General features: G+C 64.2%; 29 protein-coding genes and 1 tRNA gene. All 30 read right to left on the reverse strand.

Annotated elements, in window-relative coordinates:
- Window positions 1-8 precede the first annotated feature (8 nt).
- A complete protein-coding gene (terL, locus tag MRBLMD1_RS18730) occupies window positions 9-1,601 on the reverse strand; it encodes a phage terminase large subunit (RefSeq protein ID WP_364402465.1) in 1,593 nt (530 codons plus the stop codon).
- Between the two features lie 46 nt (window positions 1,602-1,647).
- Window positions 1,648-1,720, reverse strand: a tRNA-Leu gene (locus tag MRBLMD1_RS18735).
- A 238-nt stretch (window positions 1,721-1,958) separates the two neighbouring features.
- Window positions 1,959-2,816 (reverse strand): hypothetical protein, encoded by an 858-nt coding sequence (locus tag MRBLMD1_RS18740; protein WP_364402468.1) that lies wholly within the window; start codon window positions 2,814-2,816, stop codon window positions 1,959-1,961.
- A gap of 18 nt (window positions 2,817-2,834) precedes the next feature.
- Window positions 2,835-3,440 (reverse strand): hypothetical protein, encoded by a 606-nt coding sequence (locus tag MRBLMD1_RS18745; protein WP_364402471.1) that lies wholly within the window; start codon window positions 3,438-3,440, stop codon window positions 2,835-2,837.
- Window positions 3,441-3,576: 136 nt separating this feature from the next.
- Window positions 3,577-3,912 (reverse strand): DUF6221 family protein, encoded by a 336-nt coding sequence (locus MRBLMD1_RS18750; protein WP_364402474.1) that lies wholly within the window; start codon window positions 3,910-3,912, stop codon window positions 3,577-3,579.
- A gap of 5 nt (window positions 3,913-3,917) precedes the next feature.
- Window positions 3,918-4,202, reverse strand: a complete 285-nt coding sequence (locus tag MRBLMD1_RS18755; RefSeq protein ID WP_364402477.1) for a hypothetical protein — start codon at window positions 4,200-4,202, stop codon at window positions 3,918-3,920.
- Window positions 4,203-4,209: 7 nt separating this feature from the next.
- Window positions 4,210-4,575 carry a hypothetical protein gene (locus MRBLMD1_RS18760; RefSeq protein ID WP_364402480.1) on the reverse strand — a complete coding sequence of 122 codons (366 nt, stop codon included), beginning with the start codon at window positions 4,573-4,575 and terminating at the stop codon, window positions 4,210-4,212.
- Between the two features lie 4 nt (window positions 4,576-4,579).
- Window positions 4,580-4,858 (reverse strand): hypothetical protein, encoded by a 279-nt coding sequence (locus MRBLMD1_RS18765; RefSeq protein ID WP_364402483.1) that lies wholly within the window; start codon window positions 4,856-4,858, stop codon window positions 4,580-4,582.
- A gap of 77 nt (window positions 4,859-4,935) precedes the next feature.
- Window positions 4,936-5,256: a hypothetical protein gene (locus MRBLMD1_RS18770; protein ID WP_364402486.1), complete on the reverse strand. Its 321-nt coding sequence runs from the start codon at window positions 5,254-5,256 to the stop codon at window positions 4,936-4,938.
- Window positions 5,253-5,393, reverse strand: a complete 141-nt coding sequence (locus MRBLMD1_RS18775) for a hypothetical protein (RefSeq protein ID WP_364402489.1) — start codon at window positions 5,391-5,393, stop codon at window positions 5,253-5,255. Before MRBLMD1_RS18775 ends, MRBLMD1_RS18770 begins: the two co-directional genes overlap by 4 nt.
- Before the next feature lie 55 nt (window positions 5,394-5,448).
- Window positions 5,449-5,772, reverse strand: a complete 324-nt coding sequence (locus tag MRBLMD1_RS18780; RefSeq protein ID WP_364402491.1) for a hypothetical protein — start codon at window positions 5,770-5,772, stop codon at window positions 5,449-5,451.
- A complete protein-coding gene (locus MRBLMD1_RS18785; RefSeq protein WP_364402494.1) occupies window positions 5,769-5,948 on the reverse strand; it encodes a hypothetical protein in 180 nt (59 codons plus the stop codon). The genes MRBLMD1_RS18780 and MRBLMD1_RS18785 overlap by 4 nt, the downstream gene beginning before the upstream one ends.
- Window positions 5,945-6,163 (reverse strand): hypothetical protein, encoded by a 219-nt coding sequence (locus MRBLMD1_RS18790; protein WP_364402497.1) that lies wholly within the window; start codon window positions 6,161-6,163, stop codon window positions 5,945-5,947. Before MRBLMD1_RS18790 ends, MRBLMD1_RS18785 begins: the two co-directional genes overlap by 4 nt.
- 85 nt (window positions 6,164-6,248) lie before the next feature.
- Window positions 6,249-6,518, reverse strand: a complete 270-nt coding sequence (locus MRBLMD1_RS18795; protein WP_364402500.1) for a hypothetical protein — start codon at window positions 6,516-6,518, stop codon at window positions 6,249-6,251.
- 124 nt (window positions 6,519-6,642) lie between these two features.
- Window positions 6,643-6,798 carry a hypothetical protein gene (locus MRBLMD1_RS18800; protein WP_364402503.1) on the reverse strand — a complete coding sequence of 52 codons (156 nt, stop codon included), beginning with the start codon at window positions 6,796-6,798 and terminating at the stop codon, window positions 6,643-6,645.
- Complete coding sequence (locus MRBLMD1_RS18805; RefSeq protein WP_364402506.1) at window positions 6,795-6,974, reverse strand: hypothetical protein; 180 nt, start codon at window positions 6,972-6,974, stop codon at window positions 6,795-6,797. Before MRBLMD1_RS18805 ends, MRBLMD1_RS18800 begins: the two co-directional genes overlap by 4 nt.
- A 5-nt stretch (window positions 6,975-6,979) precedes the next feature.
- Entirely contained in the window at window positions 6,980-7,162 is a 183-nt protein-coding gene (locus tag MRBLMD1_RS18810; protein WP_364402509.1) for a hypothetical protein, read from the reverse strand.
- A gap of 101 nt (window positions 7,163-7,263) precedes the next feature.
- The gene (locus MRBLMD1_RS18815) at window positions 7,264-7,638 is read right to left on the reverse strand and encodes a hypothetical protein (protein WP_364402512.1); all 375 of its coding nucleotides are present in this window, start codon (window positions 7,636-7,638) and stop codon (window positions 7,264-7,266) included.
- Window positions 7,639-7,710: 72 nt separating this feature from the next.
- On the reverse strand, window positions 7,711-8,370 hold the full coding sequence (locus MRBLMD1_RS18820) for a hypothetical protein (protein WP_364402515.1): 660 nt from the start codon (window positions 8,368-8,370) through the stop codon (window positions 7,711-7,713).
- Window positions 8,367-8,774 carry a hypothetical protein gene (locus tag MRBLMD1_RS18825; RefSeq protein ID WP_364402518.1) on the reverse strand — a complete coding sequence of 136 codons (408 nt, stop codon included), beginning with the start codon at window positions 8,772-8,774 and terminating at the stop codon, window positions 8,367-8,369. Before MRBLMD1_RS18825 ends, MRBLMD1_RS18820 begins: the two co-directional genes overlap by 4 nt.
- Window positions 8,775-8,963: 189 nt before the next feature.
- On the reverse strand, window positions 8,964-9,353 hold the full coding sequence (locus tag MRBLMD1_RS18830; protein ID WP_364402521.1) for a hypothetical protein: 390 nt from the start codon (window positions 9,351-9,353) through the stop codon (window positions 8,964-8,966).
- 92 nt (window positions 9,354-9,445) lie between these two features.
- Window positions 9,446-9,763 carry a hypothetical protein gene (locus MRBLMD1_RS18835; protein WP_364402524.1) on the reverse strand — a complete coding sequence of 106 codons (318 nt, stop codon included), beginning with the start codon at window positions 9,761-9,763 and terminating at the stop codon, window positions 9,446-9,448.
- Complete coding sequence (locus tag MRBLMD1_RS18840; RefSeq protein ID WP_364402527.1) at window positions 9,763-11,172, reverse strand: DNA cytosine methyltransferase; 1,410 nt, start codon at window positions 11,170-11,172, stop codon at window positions 9,763-9,765. The genes MRBLMD1_RS18835 and MRBLMD1_RS18840 overlap by 1 nt, the downstream gene beginning before the upstream one ends.
- A complete protein-coding gene (locus MRBLMD1_RS18845; protein ID WP_364402529.1) occupies window positions 11,169-11,393 on the reverse strand; it encodes a helix-turn-helix domain-containing protein in 225 nt (74 codons plus the stop codon). Before MRBLMD1_RS18845 ends, MRBLMD1_RS18840 begins: the two co-directional genes overlap by 4 nt.
- A gap of 124 nt (window positions 11,394-11,517) precedes the next feature.
- On the reverse strand, window positions 11,518-11,829 hold the full coding sequence (locus MRBLMD1_RS18850; RefSeq protein WP_364402953.1) for a glutaredoxin family protein: 312 nt from the start codon (window positions 11,827-11,829) through the stop codon (window positions 11,518-11,520).
- 108 nt (window positions 11,830-11,937) lie between these two features.
- Complete coding sequence (locus MRBLMD1_RS18855) at window positions 11,938-12,411, reverse strand: single-stranded DNA-binding protein (protein WP_364402532.1); 474 nt, start codon at window positions 12,409-12,411, stop codon at window positions 11,938-11,940.
- A 2-nt stretch (window positions 12,412-12,413) separates the two neighbouring features.
- Entirely contained in the window at window positions 12,414-13,625 is a 1,212-nt protein-coding gene (locus MRBLMD1_RS18860; RefSeq protein ID WP_364402535.1) for an AAA family ATPase, read from the reverse strand.
- Window positions 13,626-13,639: 14 nt separating this feature from the next.
- Window positions 13,640-14,617 carry a hypothetical protein gene (locus MRBLMD1_RS18865; protein ID WP_364402538.1) on the reverse strand — a complete coding sequence of 326 codons (978 nt, stop codon included), beginning with the start codon at window positions 14,615-14,617 and terminating at the stop codon, window positions 13,640-13,642.
- Window positions 14,618-14,619: 2 nt separating this feature from the next.
- The gene (locus MRBLMD1_RS18870) at window positions 14,620-15,465 is read right to left on the reverse strand and encodes a hypothetical protein (RefSeq protein WP_364402541.1); all 846 of its coding nucleotides are present in this window, start codon (window positions 15,463-15,465) and stop codon (window positions 14,620-14,622) included.
- Complete coding sequence (locus MRBLMD1_RS18875; protein WP_364402544.1) at window positions 15,462-15,914, reverse strand: hypothetical protein; 453 nt, start codon at window positions 15,912-15,914, stop codon at window positions 15,462-15,464. Before MRBLMD1_RS18875 ends, MRBLMD1_RS18870 begins: the two co-directional genes overlap by 4 nt.
- Window positions 15,915-15,933: the final 19 nt, after the last annotated feature.

The raw sequence follows: 15,933 nt of genomic DNA on the forward strand, positions 1-15,933 counted from the left end.
GTGGCCTCCTAGACCGGGCTGATGGACCAGCCCTGCGCGTTGTACTCGTCGTAGATGTCGGGTTCGATGACGTTGCCCTGGTTCAGGATCGGCATGAGCAGGAGCCGGTTGATGGCTTGTGACATGGCGTCGATGGTGTCGTCGTGGGCGCCGTTCGGGAACGCTTTGCCCTCTTCGACGAGCTCCTCCACGTTCGGGAGCAGCGCCTCTGTTGGGAGGACCACGTTCCGTGAGTGCGCCATGGGGGAGATCGCCGATGCCCTGGCGAACTTGGACCCCTCCGGTTCGATGGGGATGAGCCCGACGAGCTGGGATTGCAGCGAGTTGATCGCCGCTGGCCCGTTGGCTTTGTCCTCCAAGAACTTCGCCACCGCTTCAGGCCACTTCGCTGACAGGGCCTTGATGGCCTGCAGCGACTCGTTGAAGTTCATCCGCCGGCGGACCTGGTCGAGCAGGTAGGCCGTATTGCCCACCCGCAGCCAGACCTGCCCGACAACAAAGTCGGACGTCGGCTTGTCCTTGAACGTGAGGTCCCAGGACTGCACAAGCTCGTGGTCGTCCCGGCCGATGCCGGGGACGCGGCGGGAACCGTCCGGCTGCTCTATCCAGAGGGGCTGCTCGTAGCGTGCCCATTCCTTGGGGAACACGTTGCCCGTCTCCGGGTTCGGTGAGCCTTGGTAGAGGGCGGAGAAGTCACGGGGCCCGGCCTGCACCCGGATCTGTTCCCACTCTTCGGGTGTGCGGGACTGCCCGGTCTTCTCGTTGGTCCTCGCGGACTTCATCCACTCGCCAGGCTGGCGGCCAAGGGGATCGACTTCCCCGGCGTCGGGGTCGTGGTTCGCCTGGGCGGGGATGTTGATGACCCTCCAGCGTGCCTTGTCCGGCTGGGAGAGCAGGAACCCGGCCATGTCGTCGACGTGCCAGCGGGTAAGGATCAGAATCACTGGTGCGCCGGGGGCGAGGCGGGTGGAACCAACGGAGCGCCAGAAGTTCTTGGCCCGTTCCCGGAATGTCGGGGACTCGGCCTGTTCACGGTTCGACACGGGGTCGTCGATGAACAGGATGTCGGCCGGCTTACCTGTCAGGCCGCCGGTGAGGCCCACAGCCTTGACTCCGCCCTTGTGCCCGTCGAGCTGCCATTCCGATGCGGCGCCGTTGTCGGGGCTGATCCGGAGACCGAGGTCGAGGGTTCCTTGTTGGCCTTGGTTGTCCGTGATGAATTTGCGGATGTCACGGCCGAAGGTGAGGGCGAGCCCGGCGGAGTAGGACACGACGGCGATGCGCCGGTCGGGGTTGCGGGTGAGGAACCAGAGCGGGCCGATTTTGGTGACCCTGGTGCTCTTCCCCTCCTGCGGAGGCATGGAAATGATGAGGCGGTCGCAGAGGCCGTTCTCCACATCCATGAGTGCCTGATCGATGTGGTTGAGGGCAGGGGTTTGGATGGTGGAGGGGTCGACTGCTTTGGCGAGTTCGCCGGGGGACTCCCACCTGGGTATCTGCCGGCGGGGCGGTGGCGGCTCGAACATGCGGGCCGCGTGCTCCCACATGTCCACGGTCACGGCGGCCTCCTGGGTTTGTGGTGGGAGAGCTTCCCGGCTCACGCTGCTGTATCTGTGAAGTGATTTGACCAGCGGCCGGTCTGCTCAGTGGGTCTCCCCGGATTCGAACCGGGACTGTGCAGCTTTTGAAACTGCCGTCTCTGCCGTTGGACTAGAGACCCTTGTGTTTGCGGGGCGGTCGGGCAGGTCCGTCCTTGGCAGGGTGGAAAGGTGTAAGCACCCCGGCCGGCCTTCACTGGGTGTCCCGTGGTAAACCATGTGTTGACCCTGGCCCCGCAAACAGAAGGACCCGCCACAATGGGGGGTGGGCGGGTCCTAGTGGATACAACCCGCGCCCCCAGCGGACACGAATCGCATCATGGAACGAAACTACGTGACAAGTCTGCCAGTGTCAAGCGTTCATGCAGCCAGTAAGACTCGTTTCTTTGCTGCCGGGTTGCCGAAGGGGGAAGCCTTCATCCGGCCCCAGAGGTTCCGGACCTTCCGGACCTGGTAGACGGGCTTCCCGTCCGCGTTCTCCCCGATGGGTGTGAGCTTCCCACGGCGCACCCACTGCCGAATCCTGGCCTGCGGCAACGCCTCGCCCGTAACTGGGTCCGAGAGCATCCGCGACAACTCGGCAGGGGTGCCTTCGTGGACTCCGGCGTAGTCCAGTGCCCGGCCACGCCACTCGGACACGTCCCATGCGCTCTTGCAGGCTGGACAGTGCGCGGTGACGCGGCCGGGGCGGGTGAACACGGCACGCCCACACTCGACGCCGTCCACGTCGGTGGGGCACATGCCGGCGAACACGAGTTCCCCGGCCCGGTCAGTTGCGCGGCGGCAGCCGTTGATGGCGTCCCGGAGTTCCTGCTTGAAGTCCCCGGCCCAGTCTTGCCGGCGGATGTCGTTCATCTGGGTGATGAGCCACAAAGCGAGGCGCATCGGGTCACCGGTGGGGTGGAGTTGGGGGAGGTGCGCCGCCCAGCCGCCCAGGACAACCCGGAGGGTTTGGGCTTTGTCTAGGGCATCGAGGTTCACGGCGAGCTGCGCTTCCTTGTACCCGGAGGAGCCAACACTGGCGGCGCCGACGTCGAGGCGTGCGCAGCTGGTTTGGATGTCACCCCAGAGGAAAGCGGCGTGCTTCAGATCCTCCGAGAGTATGGTGGCGCACTTGTGGCAGAGGGTCACCCCTTGTGCGTTGGTTGGGTGTTCCCCGCCGGTGCACTTCACCTGTTCTGCCACGCCATCCCCCGCCACTTCAGCAACAATTGTCACATGTTATTGTAGCAAGTTTCAGTTGTTTCCCGCCGCAAGCAGCCGCAACTGTTCGGGCACGATCTGCGGCACCAGGGCCTGCTGCTCCGGGGTGAGTCCGAGGGCGTTGAGGATTCGGCGGATGACGTCCGCGACCAGAGCGCCTTGGGATTCGGCGAGCTTGACCTTCCGCTCCTCGATGCCGGCACGCAGGGCGAGGGCGCACACCTTCGCCAAGTGCTCCCGCTCCTTGAGATAGAGCTGGTACCAGATGTTGATGCCTGCCTGCTCCACGACGGTCTGCCCTGCGTCGTCGCCTCCGGTCTTGTCCCGGTATTCGGTCTGCCCCCAGACGAGGGAGTGGGCGTTCGGGTTACCGGACTCGTCGGATCCTTCGTGGTATTCGGAGTCGCCGTCCTTGTTCCAGGTCGTCTTGTCGTCGGTCCCGCGAGTGAGGCGGTCCACTGTCTCAAGCTCCTGGACTTTCTCCCGCAGCCAGGCAACGTGCCCCGCGGTCCAGTGGATCTCATCCAGCAAGGCTTTGCCGGGGTCGACGTCCACGGGCAGGCCGAGGGTGCGCACGGCTTTGGTCATGGTCTCCCTTGCTTCCTGCTCCGCCAGCCTCTCGGCGGCTTTCTTCTGCACCTGGGGTGCCTTCCCGCCATGTCGGCCACACCGGGTGGCCCCGGGGACCGGGCCGAGGCCGCACGGCTCCGCTTTTTTGTTCTTCGCCCCACAGATCAGCCGTCCATCCCGGACCTGACCCGGAGCGAAACGCGGATCACTCGCCACGTGCCCACTCCTTCTGGTAGTCCGAGTGGTCGGAGTAGACGGCGGCGACTGCGCGAAGGGTTGGGCACGGCCAAGCAACACCTGGCGGGCCTTCACCAAGTTCCGATTTCCACCAATCAGCGCAGGTCTCGCAGTAGTCCCTGGTCGAGCTATCGTCTCGGCCGTGCTCGTAGATCACCGCCCGTTTCGCCGCGCACTCGGCCAGGGCGCGAGTGCAGTCCCACCAGCCGGCTGTTTCGTACACCTGATCCTCGTACTGCTGGTTCTCCCGAGCCTCTGCTTCGTCTTCGGCGATGCGGGCCTCGAGGAACTCGATGATGGTCATGCCGCTCATCCTTCCACCACCTTCACTCTCTGGCCTTTGAGTCCCATCTTTCGAGCCATGTCCAACTCGGCGTACACGTACTTCCCATCGCCGAGGTCGACGCAGATGGCTTCGTCCCCTACCGCCCAGGTTGGTTTGTGCTTGGCTCGCTGCTCGGCATAGGCGAACGCTTCGGGCTGATTCGGGTGGGCCGATATGCCCTGGTCGCAGGACGGCGAGTAGCGGTAGTACACGCACCATTCACCGCACTCGTCAGCGAAGTCGGCCGCGCAGTGCTGGCACCGGTTCACGATCCAGTCAGCCGCCATTCTTCGCCTCCGCAATGTGCATTCGGACCAGCTGCCTGGCATCTTCCCGGCTGCCAACTCGGATCCCGTATGTGGAAGGGTCCCAGCCGCAATTACAGATCGGGTCGGCGTTGTGGTCTTCCGTCAGGTGATGCCTGCCGCGGGGTTCTTTCTTGGCTTCCGTCCATCCGGCGATTGCCCGCGCTTGTTGCTCATGCCAGCCGACGTGCTGGCTCCGGAGGGTCATCTGCACCATGGCCCCGCACTTGAGGCAGGGCAGCATGCACATATCGGCGATGCTGTCAGGGGATGGGAAGTAGTCAGTGGTGAGAACTGGCTGGACCACGCGGGGTTTGATGTAGCTGGCGTCTTCCAAGCTCTCACCCTCTTCCCAGAGCTTTGCGTGCGCGTCGGTATTTGATGGGGTCCCAGATGGGGGAGAGGGTGCGCCAGTAGTCGGTGCCGGGGCCTTGGGTCCGGGCTGTGATGGGTACTTGGGTGAGGACTTGGATGCGTCCGTGGGGGCAGTAGCGGACGTCCCCGGTGCGGTGCACACGCAACCATGGGTTCTCCTGCTTCCAGCACTCGGAGTGCCGGCTGATGGTCCGGATGTTCGGGACGTAGGTGAGCTTCACGGTCCCTTCGGATGTGATGCGCACGCTCTCACCCTTCCTTGGTTGTTTCTTCAGCATCAACCGTTTCCCGTTCTCGGGCGCGGATCTCCCGCTCGATATGCTCAATGAGCCCGCACATCAGCAGCTCCCTTCATGGCCTTGACCACTGCCCGGGAGGCGTGTTCGCGCCAAGGGACCAGGATCTCGTGTGTTCCACATTCGCAGCACCAGCCGGTGTCATGGATGTAGCAGCGGAGCGCACCTTCTCGGTGCTGGCGCAGCGTCTCGGATACCAGCTCTGCGGCGCCATCCGAGAACATCACCTCATCGGCGGCGGCTAGAGCAAGGGTAGCGGCGCGGCGTGGGGCTGCGCGGAAGGGATGGTGCTGGTCTTTGCGAAGCGCCTCCATGGCTGCCAACATTCGTGGGCTGTCGTAGGTCATGCTGCTGCTTCCTCCTTGTGGGTGCAGGTCGCCCCGGTGGCGAGGCCTTTGAGTTTGCCGAAGTCGATGTGGCCGGCGCCCCATTGGAGTTCGAGTTCGAACGCGAGTTTCATGAGTGCTTCTTGGGCTTCACACATTGGGGCTCCTTCGCCGCCGTGCTGGTTCGGTAATCAGGGTCACGCACAGACCGGCTCACGAGGTGGCCCTGAGTGCGGCGCGAAGGTCAGCGGCTGACGTTCCCCTACGTAGTGCCGGCGTCCGTTCCCAATAGTCCGCCAGGCGCTCCACCCGGTCGATGATGGCGAGCATGTGGGCGAGGTCAGTGGGGGCGTGCGCGATGAGCTCGGCGTCGTTTTCCCGGACGTACTCGCCGGGTACGATGCCTACGCGCTCGGACTTGTTGGGGCCTGTTGAAACTGCAAGAGACAGGTCCTGCACCACGTCCCCATCAAATACCCATGGGCCGGGCGTTGATTCGTTCAGTCGTTCGCGGATCGCTTCCAGGTTCTCGCTCATGTTGTCTCCTTGTTGGTTTCCCATTCGCGGTGGGTGCGGTGGTCGCGGAGTGGCGGGAGGGGCTGGTTGTGGTCGAACACCCGCCCCGACGTTTCGGCTTGGTTCGTTAGCGCCTCGAACCGGGCCGTCCGGGTGGCTGCATCATCCCTGATCGCGTCCAGTTCCGTGGCGGTCACGTCCTGTCCCTCTGCGCTCGAACCCAGTCAACGGAACTCATTCCATCGGTCCAGTCATGCGCTATGCCCAGCAGGTCGCGGACTGAGTTGATCGGTTTCTCGTCGGCACAGTCCGGCCCGCGTTCACAGCTCCGGTACTCGCAGTCCCAGCAGAAGTCCTCGTTTTCGATGACGCGGCACTTGCCGCAGTCCTCGCACTGCACATGCTCGCTCATTTGGTGGCCTCCTGGGGTTTGGTGGCCGGGCGGGGGCGGACGGGCTGGTGGACTTGGAGGGTGCCGAACCACTCCACACGGGCCGTCATGATTCCCTCCCCGAGATCCAGACGTAGTCGTCCAGTTCGAGTTCCACCTCTGAGTCGCCGTCGATCTCCAGCTGCACATGGCGGCGGGTGATCTCTAGGTCAATCACTTGGTACTCCTTGGTGAGAGTGGCCCGGTGCAGGGATTGGAAGTCGATGCGGGTCAGGTAGCCGTTGATCTCGCCGTCGTCCTCGAACTCGATCAGGATCTTCTGGCCGATGTCGGTTGGCCTAAGTTCCTGCGCTTCAATTTCGGTGCGGTCGCTCATGGTTTTGTCTTTCCGAGGATGGTGGCGAGGAGTGCCGGGTCAAGGCGGCGGAGCTTCCCAATCAGGTGCGTGTCACAGGGTGGGAGACCAAAGGTTTCCGTGCCGGCGGTTTGGACTGGCGGGTTCATGCCGTCACGTCCAGGCTGAAGAGGTAGGCGCGGAACGCGTCGTCGGCGGCAATCAACTCGCGGGTCGTGATGTCGCCGGATACGTGGTTTACATTGGCGATCATCGCTGCCCGGTGGAGGTCGAGGAGCTTGTCCCGCTGGTCCGGAGTCACGCTGCCACCTCGAATCTCGGCGCTGCGATGATGTTGCGGCGGCACTCGGCCCGTTCAAAGTCCGTCAGGCTGAACCACTGGGTCAGGTTCATGTCCCATGCGTGGGCGGTCCGGATGTCTTCGTGGGTGATCTGCTGGACATGCACGGCTGGCCGGCGGCGCCGGAACCACGACACGCCCCTCATGCTGCTGCCAGCTTGTCGCGGAGGGGCTGCATGGTGCCCGCCTGGTACGCCTCGAAAGCCTGCGCGTAGGCGGCGTGTGTTGGGTACGCGTTGGGCTGCGGTGCCCGGAGGCCGGCGGCGAACAAAGCGTTACGGGCGGCCTGCTTGGCCTTGCTGTGGGTTTGAGTCTGAGCACTCATCGGGTTTTCCTTTTCGTGGTCCGGGCCGGGATTGCAGTCCGCTGGGCCGGGGGAGTGGCTGGTCCCCCCAGCTTAGCAACTGCTACTTGTTTCGGCAACGACTAGGAGTTGTTCAAGTGGTCACGGGAAAGAGTCAGCAATGCCACCAGGTCGCCCATCGTCAGGGTCACCCACTGATCCTCCGGGCGGCCCTTCCCGTGCCGCTTGTGCACCACCATGCCGGCCAGCGCGTCATCGTTCCCGCGCTCCACCTCAGCCTCCCCAGCCCACGGCCCCAGCAACGTCTTCGCCGCGTTCTTACACTCGATCACCAGCCGATGCCCATGATGCCTGAGTCCCGCGATGTCGCCCCGGTCCTTCGCCCCCGTCTTCACCCTCCGGTCAATCCGGTCATCCACATGCTCGGCGAGATAGTCCGCGACCATCCGCTCAAATGACGTGCCGGCCTTCTTCGCACTTGCCCTAGTCCTGGTCATGGGTTCCTCCTGCTGCTCTTCAAATGCTGATGGCGGCTGTTACGCGCCAGAATCGTTTCTGAGCGTCTAGTTTTAGGCGGCACGGCCAATCACCCTACCCCTGCCCTGCTGGACGTCCTGAGCGGCTGTGTGGCGGCTGTGGGTTGGCACTGCTTCGAGGGTCCTCGATGTGGCCTGTTTGGTTGCCCCCAAAGGGGGAAGGTTTCGTACCCGGTGTTCTTGGCGGTAGCGGTTGTTGCGTTCGTTGAAGTGGCGGCCGGTCTCTTGGCGGCGGAGGGCGCGGTACTCGGCGGCTTGTTCTGGGGTCCAGGATTTGCCGGGGAAGTATTTTTGGAGGCTGTCGCGGCTGATGCCTTCGGTGCGGTGGATTTCTTCGAATGACCAGCCGTCTTCGATCCTCTGTGCGGCGAGGGCGAGGCGTTCGGGGGTGAGGACGTGGTTGATGCTGATGCCGAGGGTTTTCTTGACGCGGCTGACGCTGTCCGGGTTGCACCCGAAGTGGGCCGCGAGCTGGTTTGTGGTCCAGCCCTGGTGGTGGAGGCGGAGGAGTTCGTCGCGGTCGATGGTGGCTTTCGGGCGGCGGGTGGACATGCCGAGTTCGTTGCGGATCTTCGAGACGGTGTCGAGCCTGGTCCCGAAGTGTTCGGCGAGCTGCGCGGGGGTGAGTCCTTCGGCGGCCATCCTGGCGAACTCGGTGCGGTCGATCTTGTTGTGCGGGGCCTTGGTGGTCATGATGCTTTCTCCTGTTCGTGGTGTTTGCCGAGTGCAGTTTCTGGTCTGAGTCCGGCTTTGATGTCTCCCCAGCAGCAGCGGCAGTTGTGGGCTTGCTGTTCGGGGTGGTCTTCGCAGGGCGGCCCTGCCGGCGCTACGGCTGGCGTTTCGCCTATCGGGTGTTCCCAGTGCTTCCCGGGCTGGTAGATCACTGCGGGGGTCCGGGCTACGTGCTGCCCGTCTGGGCCTTTGCGGTTGGCTGCCGTGACGGCGGCCAGGGTGAGGTGGGCGAACGATGCCGGGTGGTTGATGTTCCGGCCGATGAGGGTCATGAGCGCCGGGATGCCCCACTCGGGGCGGAGCTCGTGCAGGATGCGGGCCAGCGCTTCTGCTTGGGGTTTTGTGATGGGCTGATGGTCAGTCAAGTGTTCTGCTCCTCACGCGTTACCTAAGTGACGATTGACTGATTTCTTTTCCACAGCTGTTTTAAAAGCTGTTGATAAACAAAAGGTGAGATAGGCACTTAGGTGAGTAGTTAAGTGGTTATGTTTATGGTGCTAATGGTTTGCTAACCGTTTGCTATAGCAGGTGCCATGGCAGCTGCTAAGCGTTTGCTAACCGCTTTGGCAGAGTTCGCAGCCAGGATCGACCACCCCTTTCTTGACGTGGTGACGTACGTGGGCGCCCCGCTGCCCGGCTTCGGCTTTGTTCGCCTGGTACGCCTCGATCTGCACTTTCGAGTGCTGGTGTGAGAGGTAGTCGTGCAGTTCGTATGTGCCGTCCTCCAGCGCCGTCACTAGACCTGCTTCGATGAGTTCCTTCCCGGCTTTGGGTCCGCGGGAGTTTAGTTCGAGCTTGGTGAATTTCCCGTCTGACTTCGACTCGTTGCAGTCCGCGATGAGTTCCACATGCAGCCGGAAGGCTTTATCGGACAGCGCCCGGATTTTGCGGTGGCGGGGGTATTCGTTGGTGAGCGTGAAGTACGGCCTCGTGTCCTTGGCCACGGCTCTTTCCTTTCTGGTGGTGCCAGAACCAACAGCACTCGCACTGGGGCGAGCACTGCTGGTTTCTGAGGGCATAACAAAGACCCCGGGGCCTAGAACATCGGGTGGGTGTCGTAGACCGGCTCACAGGGCGCTGGGAGCGGTTCTATCGACTGCATGGACGGCGGGGCGAGGTGGTGCGTTGCGTGCCCAGAGAGGTCCACGTCGGCGAGCTGGTACGTCCAGAGCCGTGACATCTGCTCCGCGATCTCCCGGACGCCTGGCGCCCCGTCGTAGTCGCGGATGAAAAACCCCGACCGGTCCAGCCTGCCCACGCAGACGGTGCCGTTCGCCTTGGACAGCCACATCCACCGCAGACTGTTGTCCTGGGACCCGTGGAGGATCGCCACAGAGTTATCGAGGGTGGTCATCAGAACGCCTGCAGTGTCTCGGCCATGCACGCCACCAGGTCCCGGGCAGCCGGGGGAGTGACGGCGTTCCCGGCCATCTTCACCTGCTCCCGCTTGTTGCCGAGCATGATGTATTCCTTCGGGAAAGCCATGCCCGCCTTGATCTCGTGGGGCTCCAACATCCGGAACTCGCAGTCCTCAACGGATGGAACCTTCCACTCGGCGAGGCCGTGGTGCAGCCCGTTCGCGGCGAAGGTGTCGAGCGGCTGGCCGACGTCCTTGGGCGCGTTCTGCCCACGGAGGGTAGTGATCATCGCGAACCGGTCCACCGTGGTGATGGTCGGGATGGCCTTGGAAACGTGGTGGACCTGGCCGTTGCCGTAGTACTCCATGAGCATGTGGTCCCGCGGTGCGGTCAGCAGCCCGGTTTCGGCCAGCTGCGCCTGCTTGCCCTCCCGTCCCTCAACTGGGACGAGCAGGGACCGGGTGTAGGCGGTGGTCTGGGTCTGGAACGGTTCCTTGTTGACGGCGGAGAGGATCTGCGAGCCGCGCACGGAGTCGATGCTGACCGGTTCCTGTCCGTACTTGGCGAGGCCTGCGACGATCCTGGCGAGGGTCTTCGGCGCCAACGGCTTCTTCCGGTCGCCGATTCGTTCCCCGCGGAGGGACCAGTCGATGGCGGCTGACGCCGGCAGCCATCCAGGCTCCACAATGGCGTTCTTGCAGGCAGCCTTGGGGCAGCGGTAGACGTACTGGGCGCGGTAGCGGCCCCACTGCTCAGCCTTCTTGAAGACCTGCATGGCGTCCACTACCTCATCGCAGGAGCTGCAGTAGGCCTTGGGCCGGAAGTACTTCTCGACGTCGGGCGCCTTGTTGCCCTTCTTCCAGAACAGGACGTACATGCGGTCGCGGGACTGTGGTGCGGGCAGGCCGCCGTGCTGGGCGTGCATGCTGTTGAGGTACTGGACCTTGTGCTCGTAGCCGAGGGACTTCATGGCCATCAACCAGGCGTCGAACATGACCCATTTGGCCGCGTCCACGACATTCTCGGTGATGATGGCCCGGTAGTGATGGACCTCGGCGAAGCGGGGCACGTCCCACATGGTGGCGCGGGACCGGTCGGCCGCCTCGTCGGGCAGGGTGTCGCCGAACAGGTCAGCCTGGTTCGTGACGCGCTTCCGGCCCTTGGCCACCGAGTGGTTCGTGCATTCCGGTGAGGCCCAAAGAATGTCAGAGTTGCCGATGTACCGGGGGTCAGTTTCCTTGATGTCAGCCTGCACGTGGATGGTGTCCGGGTGGTTGGCGTTGTGGGACTCCAGAGCCTTGTCCCAGTGGTTGAGGGCGGTCTTCACCCTGATGCCCGGGAGCGACGTTGCCCCGGTGCTGGATCCGCCGGCGCCGCAGAACATGTCCGTCATAGTCAGGCTCATGCTGCCAGTCCTTTCGGTAGAGGGTACTTTCTTGTGATCTGCCGGAACTCTCCGGCCTGACGGTAGGTCCAGCCGCGCCCCGGGAAGTACTTCCGGAGGGTTTCGCGGGCGATACCGGTGGTCCGGCAGACTTCGGTCTGCGAAGCGCCGTCGTTGAAGAGGTCCGCTGCCTGGTTGAGGAGTTCCTGTGAGGGCAGTGCGTTCCGGCTGGTGCGTTTCATTTGGTGCATCCCCGGCACTCGCCCGTGGAGTTCAGGGGCCCCTCGCAGGATGAGCAGGTCGGGACTGTGGTGGCTTTGCGGGGCGCGGTGAGTGTGGGCTTCGGCGGCTTCAGGGCGATGGTGTTCACGAGGCAGCCTCCAGCTCTGCCGCGGGAACGTCCTTGGTCTTACCGTGGATGTGCTCGTCGATCTCGTAGACGTCGAAGCCGGACCAGTGGTGGTCACCTTCCGGCGTGGAGACGTAGACGACGGGCGCCTGCATGTAGCCGAGGGACTTGATGAACTCGAGGGCCGCTTCGTCGTGGCTGACGTCGACGACGGTGTAGTCGGCCCCTTCGATGAGGCCTTTCTTCTTGAACTTCCGCTTGGTCGCGTCACACTGGACGCAGGCGGGCTTGCTGTAAAGGACGACGGCGGCCCCGTCGCGGGCTTCGATGCGGGGCTGGATGTCGGTGATGGTCAAGGTGGTTCTCCTACTGGTAATGGTTGCGAACGCCTGCCACTGGTTTTGCAGGGCAGGCGTTCGCTGGGTGCGTTGAGGGCCCTAGAAGGGCGGCTCTTGGTCGGGGGCCTGGCCGCCCCATGCAGTGCTTGTGTCGGCTGTCTGGCCACCGCCCCAGCCGCTGCCGGTCGCCTGTCCGTTGCCTTGGCCGCGCTGGGTGCGGTTGACCTTGGCGGTGGCTGACTTGAGGGAGGGGCCGATTTCGTCGACTTCGAGCTCGATGATGGTGCGCTTCTCACCCTCCTTCGTTTCATAGCTGCGGGACTTCAGCCGCCCGGTGACGATGACGCGCATGCCCTTGGTGAGGGACTCGGCCACGTTCTCAGCAGCTTCCCGCCACACCCCGGCGCGGAGGAACAGAGTCTCGCCGTCCTTCCATTCATTCGCCTGGCGGTCGAACGTGCGCGGGGTGCTCGCGATGGTGAAGTTGGCCACCGCTGCGCCCGACGGAGTGAAACGGAGCTCAGGATCCTGGACCAGGTTCCCGATGACTGTGATGGTGGTTTCGCCGGCCATGGTTACGCCACCAGCCCGTCTTCGATAACGATGCCGCGTTCCCCGGAATCGTCGACCATCTCAATCCAGACTTGGAAGTCGTGCTCCTTGGCCATGGACTCGATGAGGGACAGGTTGTCAGCGTCCAGCAGTGACCCGTCAGCGATGCGGATGACGCGGAGTGTGGGGTTGAGGGCGATGGCCATGGCGAGGGAGACGCGGAGCTGCTCAGCGGATGATGCCTGCTTGAACGGCACGCCCTGGTAGGTGACTCCACCCTCGTCGAATCCGAGATCGGCGATCGGGAACTTCGCGGCGGCGAGCCCTTCGGCCTTCTGGATGTCGATCTGCTGAATTGCTTCCGTAAGTTCGGCGGCATCCTGCTCGGCGAGCTGCAGGGCAGCCCGGACTTCATCGCCCGCGTTCTGCTTGCGGATGGCGGCGTTCCTCTCCTCCGCACCGTCGATCTGCGCCTGGATTGCGTCGAGGTCAACCGGCGTCGGGGCGGTGTCCCAACGCTTCTTGGCGGCGACGAGTGACTTCTCCGCTTCGGCAAGCTCCTCCTTCAGTCGGGCGACCTTGGCCTCCCACGAGGCCACAGCCTGCTGCGCTTCGGCGATCTTGATGTTGAGGGCTTCGCCGGTGCGGTACTGGCCCACCAGGGCCGACACGCTGACTTCCTCCGTGGGCAGTCCAGCCGGCCGGGGTCCGTACTCTGCAGCGCGGGCCGTGAGTTCCTTGACTCGGCGGTTGGCGTCCGTGCGCTGGTCAAAGACGTCCTTCCTTTCGGCCGCCAGCTGGTCAGGGTCGAACGGAAGCTCCACGAGATCCAGGAGGGTTGCCAGCTGGTCCCGGTCTGACTGCTGAGTGAACGCCAGCGGGTCAAGGGACAGCTTGCCCAGCAGGTCATCGAGTCGCGCCTGCCCCTTGGGGAAGGCGGCGCCGTCCGGAGACGTGACCTTGAGTGTCGAGCCGGATGCGGTGAACTTCCGGGTCACAATCAGGTCTTCGGTTTCGAGGACGATCTCGGCGCGGTCCTCGCCGTCACGGATGGGCTTCGGCGTGGTCTTGGCGTTCACGCCTCCGAGGGCCGCGGTGATGGAGTCGAGGACGGAGGACTTGCCCTGCCCGTTCTTCCCGGCCACGATGACCAGGTTGCCGTCCTGGTCGGGGCGGATCTCTACGGCTCTGAGGCGCTTGTAGTTGGTGGACTTGAGGCTGATGATTTTCGACATTGCGTACTTTCCGTTTAGTTGGTTGAGCCGGCGAGCCACTGGGCGTCGACGTCGGGCAGGACGCCGTCAGCGTCAACTGGGGGCGTCTCGGCCTCCTCGATGAACCGGGAAGCCTCCGCCTTGGTGAGTTCCTTGGAGGAGTTGAGGGTGCGGCCGGTGAACTGGGAGAGTTCGGCGAGTCCGGATTCGCGGTCGTTGGCGCCGAGCTTGCCGAGGATGACGTGAATCTTGGTGAGCTGCGCCGACGTCGCGACGGGCTCACCCGGCGTTGCCTCCGGTTCGGGGGTGACCTCGTCCTGGGGTGCTTCGTGCACGACCTCTGGGAGGTCGGGTGCGGGCGCATTGGCGCGGGTGACGGTGCGCTTCGCCTTCGGCTCGGCAGCCGGGGAGGCCCCGGGGGTCTGCTCGCCGAGGTCGTCCAGCTCCACCTCTTCCACCGAGGTGGCGGCGATACCGGTGAGCACGTCGGGGGCGATGACGCGGCAGATCTCCGCCTGGCACTTGGCGGTGAGCATGCCGATGGGGTCCGTCTGGTACTTCTTGTTCGACGTGTACCCGGCCTTCTGGGCGCGGGCGATGGTCCACTCCACCCGGGTAAAGGCGGTCTCGCCCTTGCGGCGGCCTTCGTAGATGACCCGCTGCTCGGTCGCTTCGATACGACGGATGGTGTGGCCTGCCTGCATGACGAGGGCGGCCATGGTCCGGGCGTACATGGACGGGCGGCCGGAGACCACAAAGATGTTCGCGAGCGCGTTCATGGGGTCCAGACCGAGGGACTTCCCGGCGAGGATCGCGGCGGCCGCGGCTTCGGGCTTGCCCCGGAATGACGCGGGGACGAACTCTGTGCTGCAGAGGGCGGTGCCGAGCTGGTGCGCGGCGGAGAGTTCCTGCGCCCATTCCATGAGGGACACGGTCGCGGCGGTGGGCGGGAGCCCGGCGGCGCTGAACGCGGCCACGGATCCGGGCGCTTGGGGGATTGCTACTTCAGTCATGGTCAGGCTGCTTTCTGTGCGGTGGTGACCGGGGAACCGACAATGGCTTCCCGGAGTTTGGTGGTCTTGTGGGTGTAGGCGGCGGCCAAGAACATGGCGTAGTGGCCCTTCATCTCGTCGCGGTTCCTGGCGAGCGGGTAGAGGGTGGTGCCGAGGGGCGCGTCCCCGTAGCGGGCGTGGTCGCCGTCCCGGTCCATCGGGGTTACGTGGGCGACGTAGGTGGCGACGATCCCCGGGAGGGGATGTTCTGTGCCGTCCTCGTCGATGTAGAACTCGGCCAGGGAGTAGGCCGCGCACTGGAGGCCGGTTTCGCCGTAGACGTACTTGGAGGTCTTGAGGTCGATCATGATGGGCTGCCCGCCGTTGAGGAGGGGAGAGGTGCCGATCATGTCGAACTTGCCGGCGTACCAGTCCTTGCGGCTGGCGCACGGCCGCTCCATGAGCAGGGGAGTGATCTGGAAGCGGTCGAGGAAGTCCGCGTAGCCCTCGACGTACCCGGCGAGTTCCTCCGGGACGTCCTCCACGGTGCCGGTGGTGGCCAGGATCTCGGCGAAGTCGTGCACGGCGGTTCCGGTGACTCCTGCTTCGTCGCGGACCTTGGCGGGGATGGCGGCGAGTTCGCGGACCATGTCGACGTCATCACGGTTGCGGAGGGATTCGATCTCGGCCGGGTTCGCTTCGACATACTCGGCCACGGTCTTCCCGGACCAGTAGATAAGCGCCGGCTTGGGGATGCCTCCGTTGAGGATGGTGGTCACGCCGGTGACGGGGAGCCCGTCGAGGCGATAGCGGTGCCCATTATGAGTAAAGGTGAGGCCCTTCTGCGCTGGCTTCGTCTTGCTCGTCATGATGGATTCCTTTTCGTGTTGCAGTCGAGACAGGAGGGCACGAGGTTCTCCCTTGAGTTGTTCAGCTTGTTGAAGTCGAGGTGATCGACGTTGATGCAATTGGCTGCCGTGTCCGCCTGCCACGGGAGCAATCGAGAGCACCAGTGGCACGGGTGCGGCCCGGGCCCGATGGCATCAAATAGGACGCCTCGGTGTGCCAGGAGCTTGTCCTGGCTCGTTGCCAGGGGGTGTCCGCCACCGCGGACTACGAGGTATCCGTACTCGTTGATGTGGCCGGACCCGTAGTCCCGCTTCTGGGAGAGGGTGGAACCGACATGGCCGTCCCTGCGCAGCCGGGTGTAGTGCATAACGCAGATTCCCCGGGCGTACTTGGGACGCGAGCACTGGACGACGGAGCAGCATTCACGGCCTGGCTTCTGGTAGGCCCTCAAGGTAGTTGTGCTGCTCATCGTGGCTCCTTGGTTTGGT

This window comes from Pseudarthrobacter sp. LMD1-1-1.1 (genome assembly GCF_040676255.1).
In the GTDB taxonomy this organism is placed as follows: domain Bacteria; phylum Actinomycetota; class Actinomycetes; order Actinomycetales; family Micrococcaceae; genus Arthrobacter.

Excerpts from the sequence above, each read along its gene's own strand:
- MRBLMD1_RS18750 (WP_364402474.1), bottom strand. The coding sequence starts at position 3,912 with ATGACCATCATCGAGTTCCTCGAGGCCCGCATCGCCGAAGACGAAGCA.
- MRBLMD1_RS18770 (WP_364402486.1), bottom strand. The coding sequence starts at position 5,256 with ATGACCTACGACAGCCCACGAATGTTGGCAGCCATGGAGGCGCTTCGC.
- MRBLMD1_RS18775 (WP_364402489.1), bottom strand. The coding sequence starts at position 5,393 with ATGTGTGAAGCCCAAGAAGCACTCATGAAACTCGCGTTCGAACTCGAA.
- MRBLMD1_RS18780 (WP_364402491.1), bottom strand. The coding sequence starts at position 5,772 with ATGAGCGAGAACCTGGAAGCGATCCGCGAACGACTGAACGAATCAACG.
- MRBLMD1_RS18790 (WP_364402497.1), bottom strand. The coding sequence starts at position 6,163 with ATGAGCGAGCATGTGCAGTGCGAGGACTGCGGCAAGTGCCGCGTCATC.
- MRBLMD1_RS18795 (WP_364402500.1), bottom strand. The coding sequence starts at position 6,518 with ATGAGCGACCGCACCGAAATTGAAGCGCAGGAACTTAGGCCAACCGAC.
- MRBLMD1_RS18810 (WP_364402509.1), bottom strand. The coding sequence starts at position 7,162 with ATGAGTGCTCAGACTCAAACCCACAGCAAGGCCAAGCAGGCCGCCCGT.
- MRBLMD1_RS18815 (WP_364402512.1), bottom strand. The coding sequence starts at position 7,638 with ATGACCAGGACTAGGGCAAGTGCGAAGAAGGCCGGCACGTCATTTGAG.
- MRBLMD1_RS18820 (WP_364402515.1), bottom strand. The coding sequence starts at position 8,370 with ATGACCACCAAGGCCCCGCACAACAAGATCGACCGCACCGAGTTCGCC.
- MRBLMD1_RS18835 (WP_364402524.1), bottom strand. The coding sequence starts at position 9,763 with ATGACCACCCTCGATAACTCTGTGGCGATCCTCCACGGGTCCCAGGAC.
- MRBLMD1_RS18840 (WP_364402527.1), bottom strand. The coding sequence starts at position 11,172 with ATGAGCCTGACTATGACGGACATGTTCTGCGGCGCCGGCGGATCCAGC.
- MRBLMD1_RS18845 (WP_364402529.1), bottom strand. The coding sequence starts at position 11,393 with ATGAAACGCACCAGCCGGAACGCACTGCCCTCACAGGAACTCCTCAAC.
- MRBLMD1_RS18855 (WP_364402532.1), bottom strand. The coding sequence starts at position 12,411 with ATGGCCGGCGAAACCACCATCACAGTCATCGGGAACCTGGTCCAGGAT.
- MRBLMD1_RS18860 (WP_364402535.1), bottom strand. The coding sequence starts at position 13,625 with ATGTCGAAAATCATCAGCCTCAAGTCCACCAACTACAAGCGCCTCAGA.
- MRBLMD1_RS18865 (WP_364402538.1), bottom strand. The coding sequence starts at position 14,617 with ATGACTGAAGTAGCAATCCCCCAAGCGCCCGGATCCGTGGCCGCGTTC.
- MRBLMD1_RS18870 (WP_364402541.1), bottom strand. The coding sequence starts at position 15,465 with ATGACGAGCAAGACGAAGCCAGCGCAGAAGGGCCTCACCTTTACTCAT.
- MRBLMD1_RS18875 (WP_364402544.1), bottom strand. The coding sequence starts at position 15,914 with ATGAGCAGCACAACTACCTTGAGGGCCTACCAGAAGCCAGGCCGTGAA.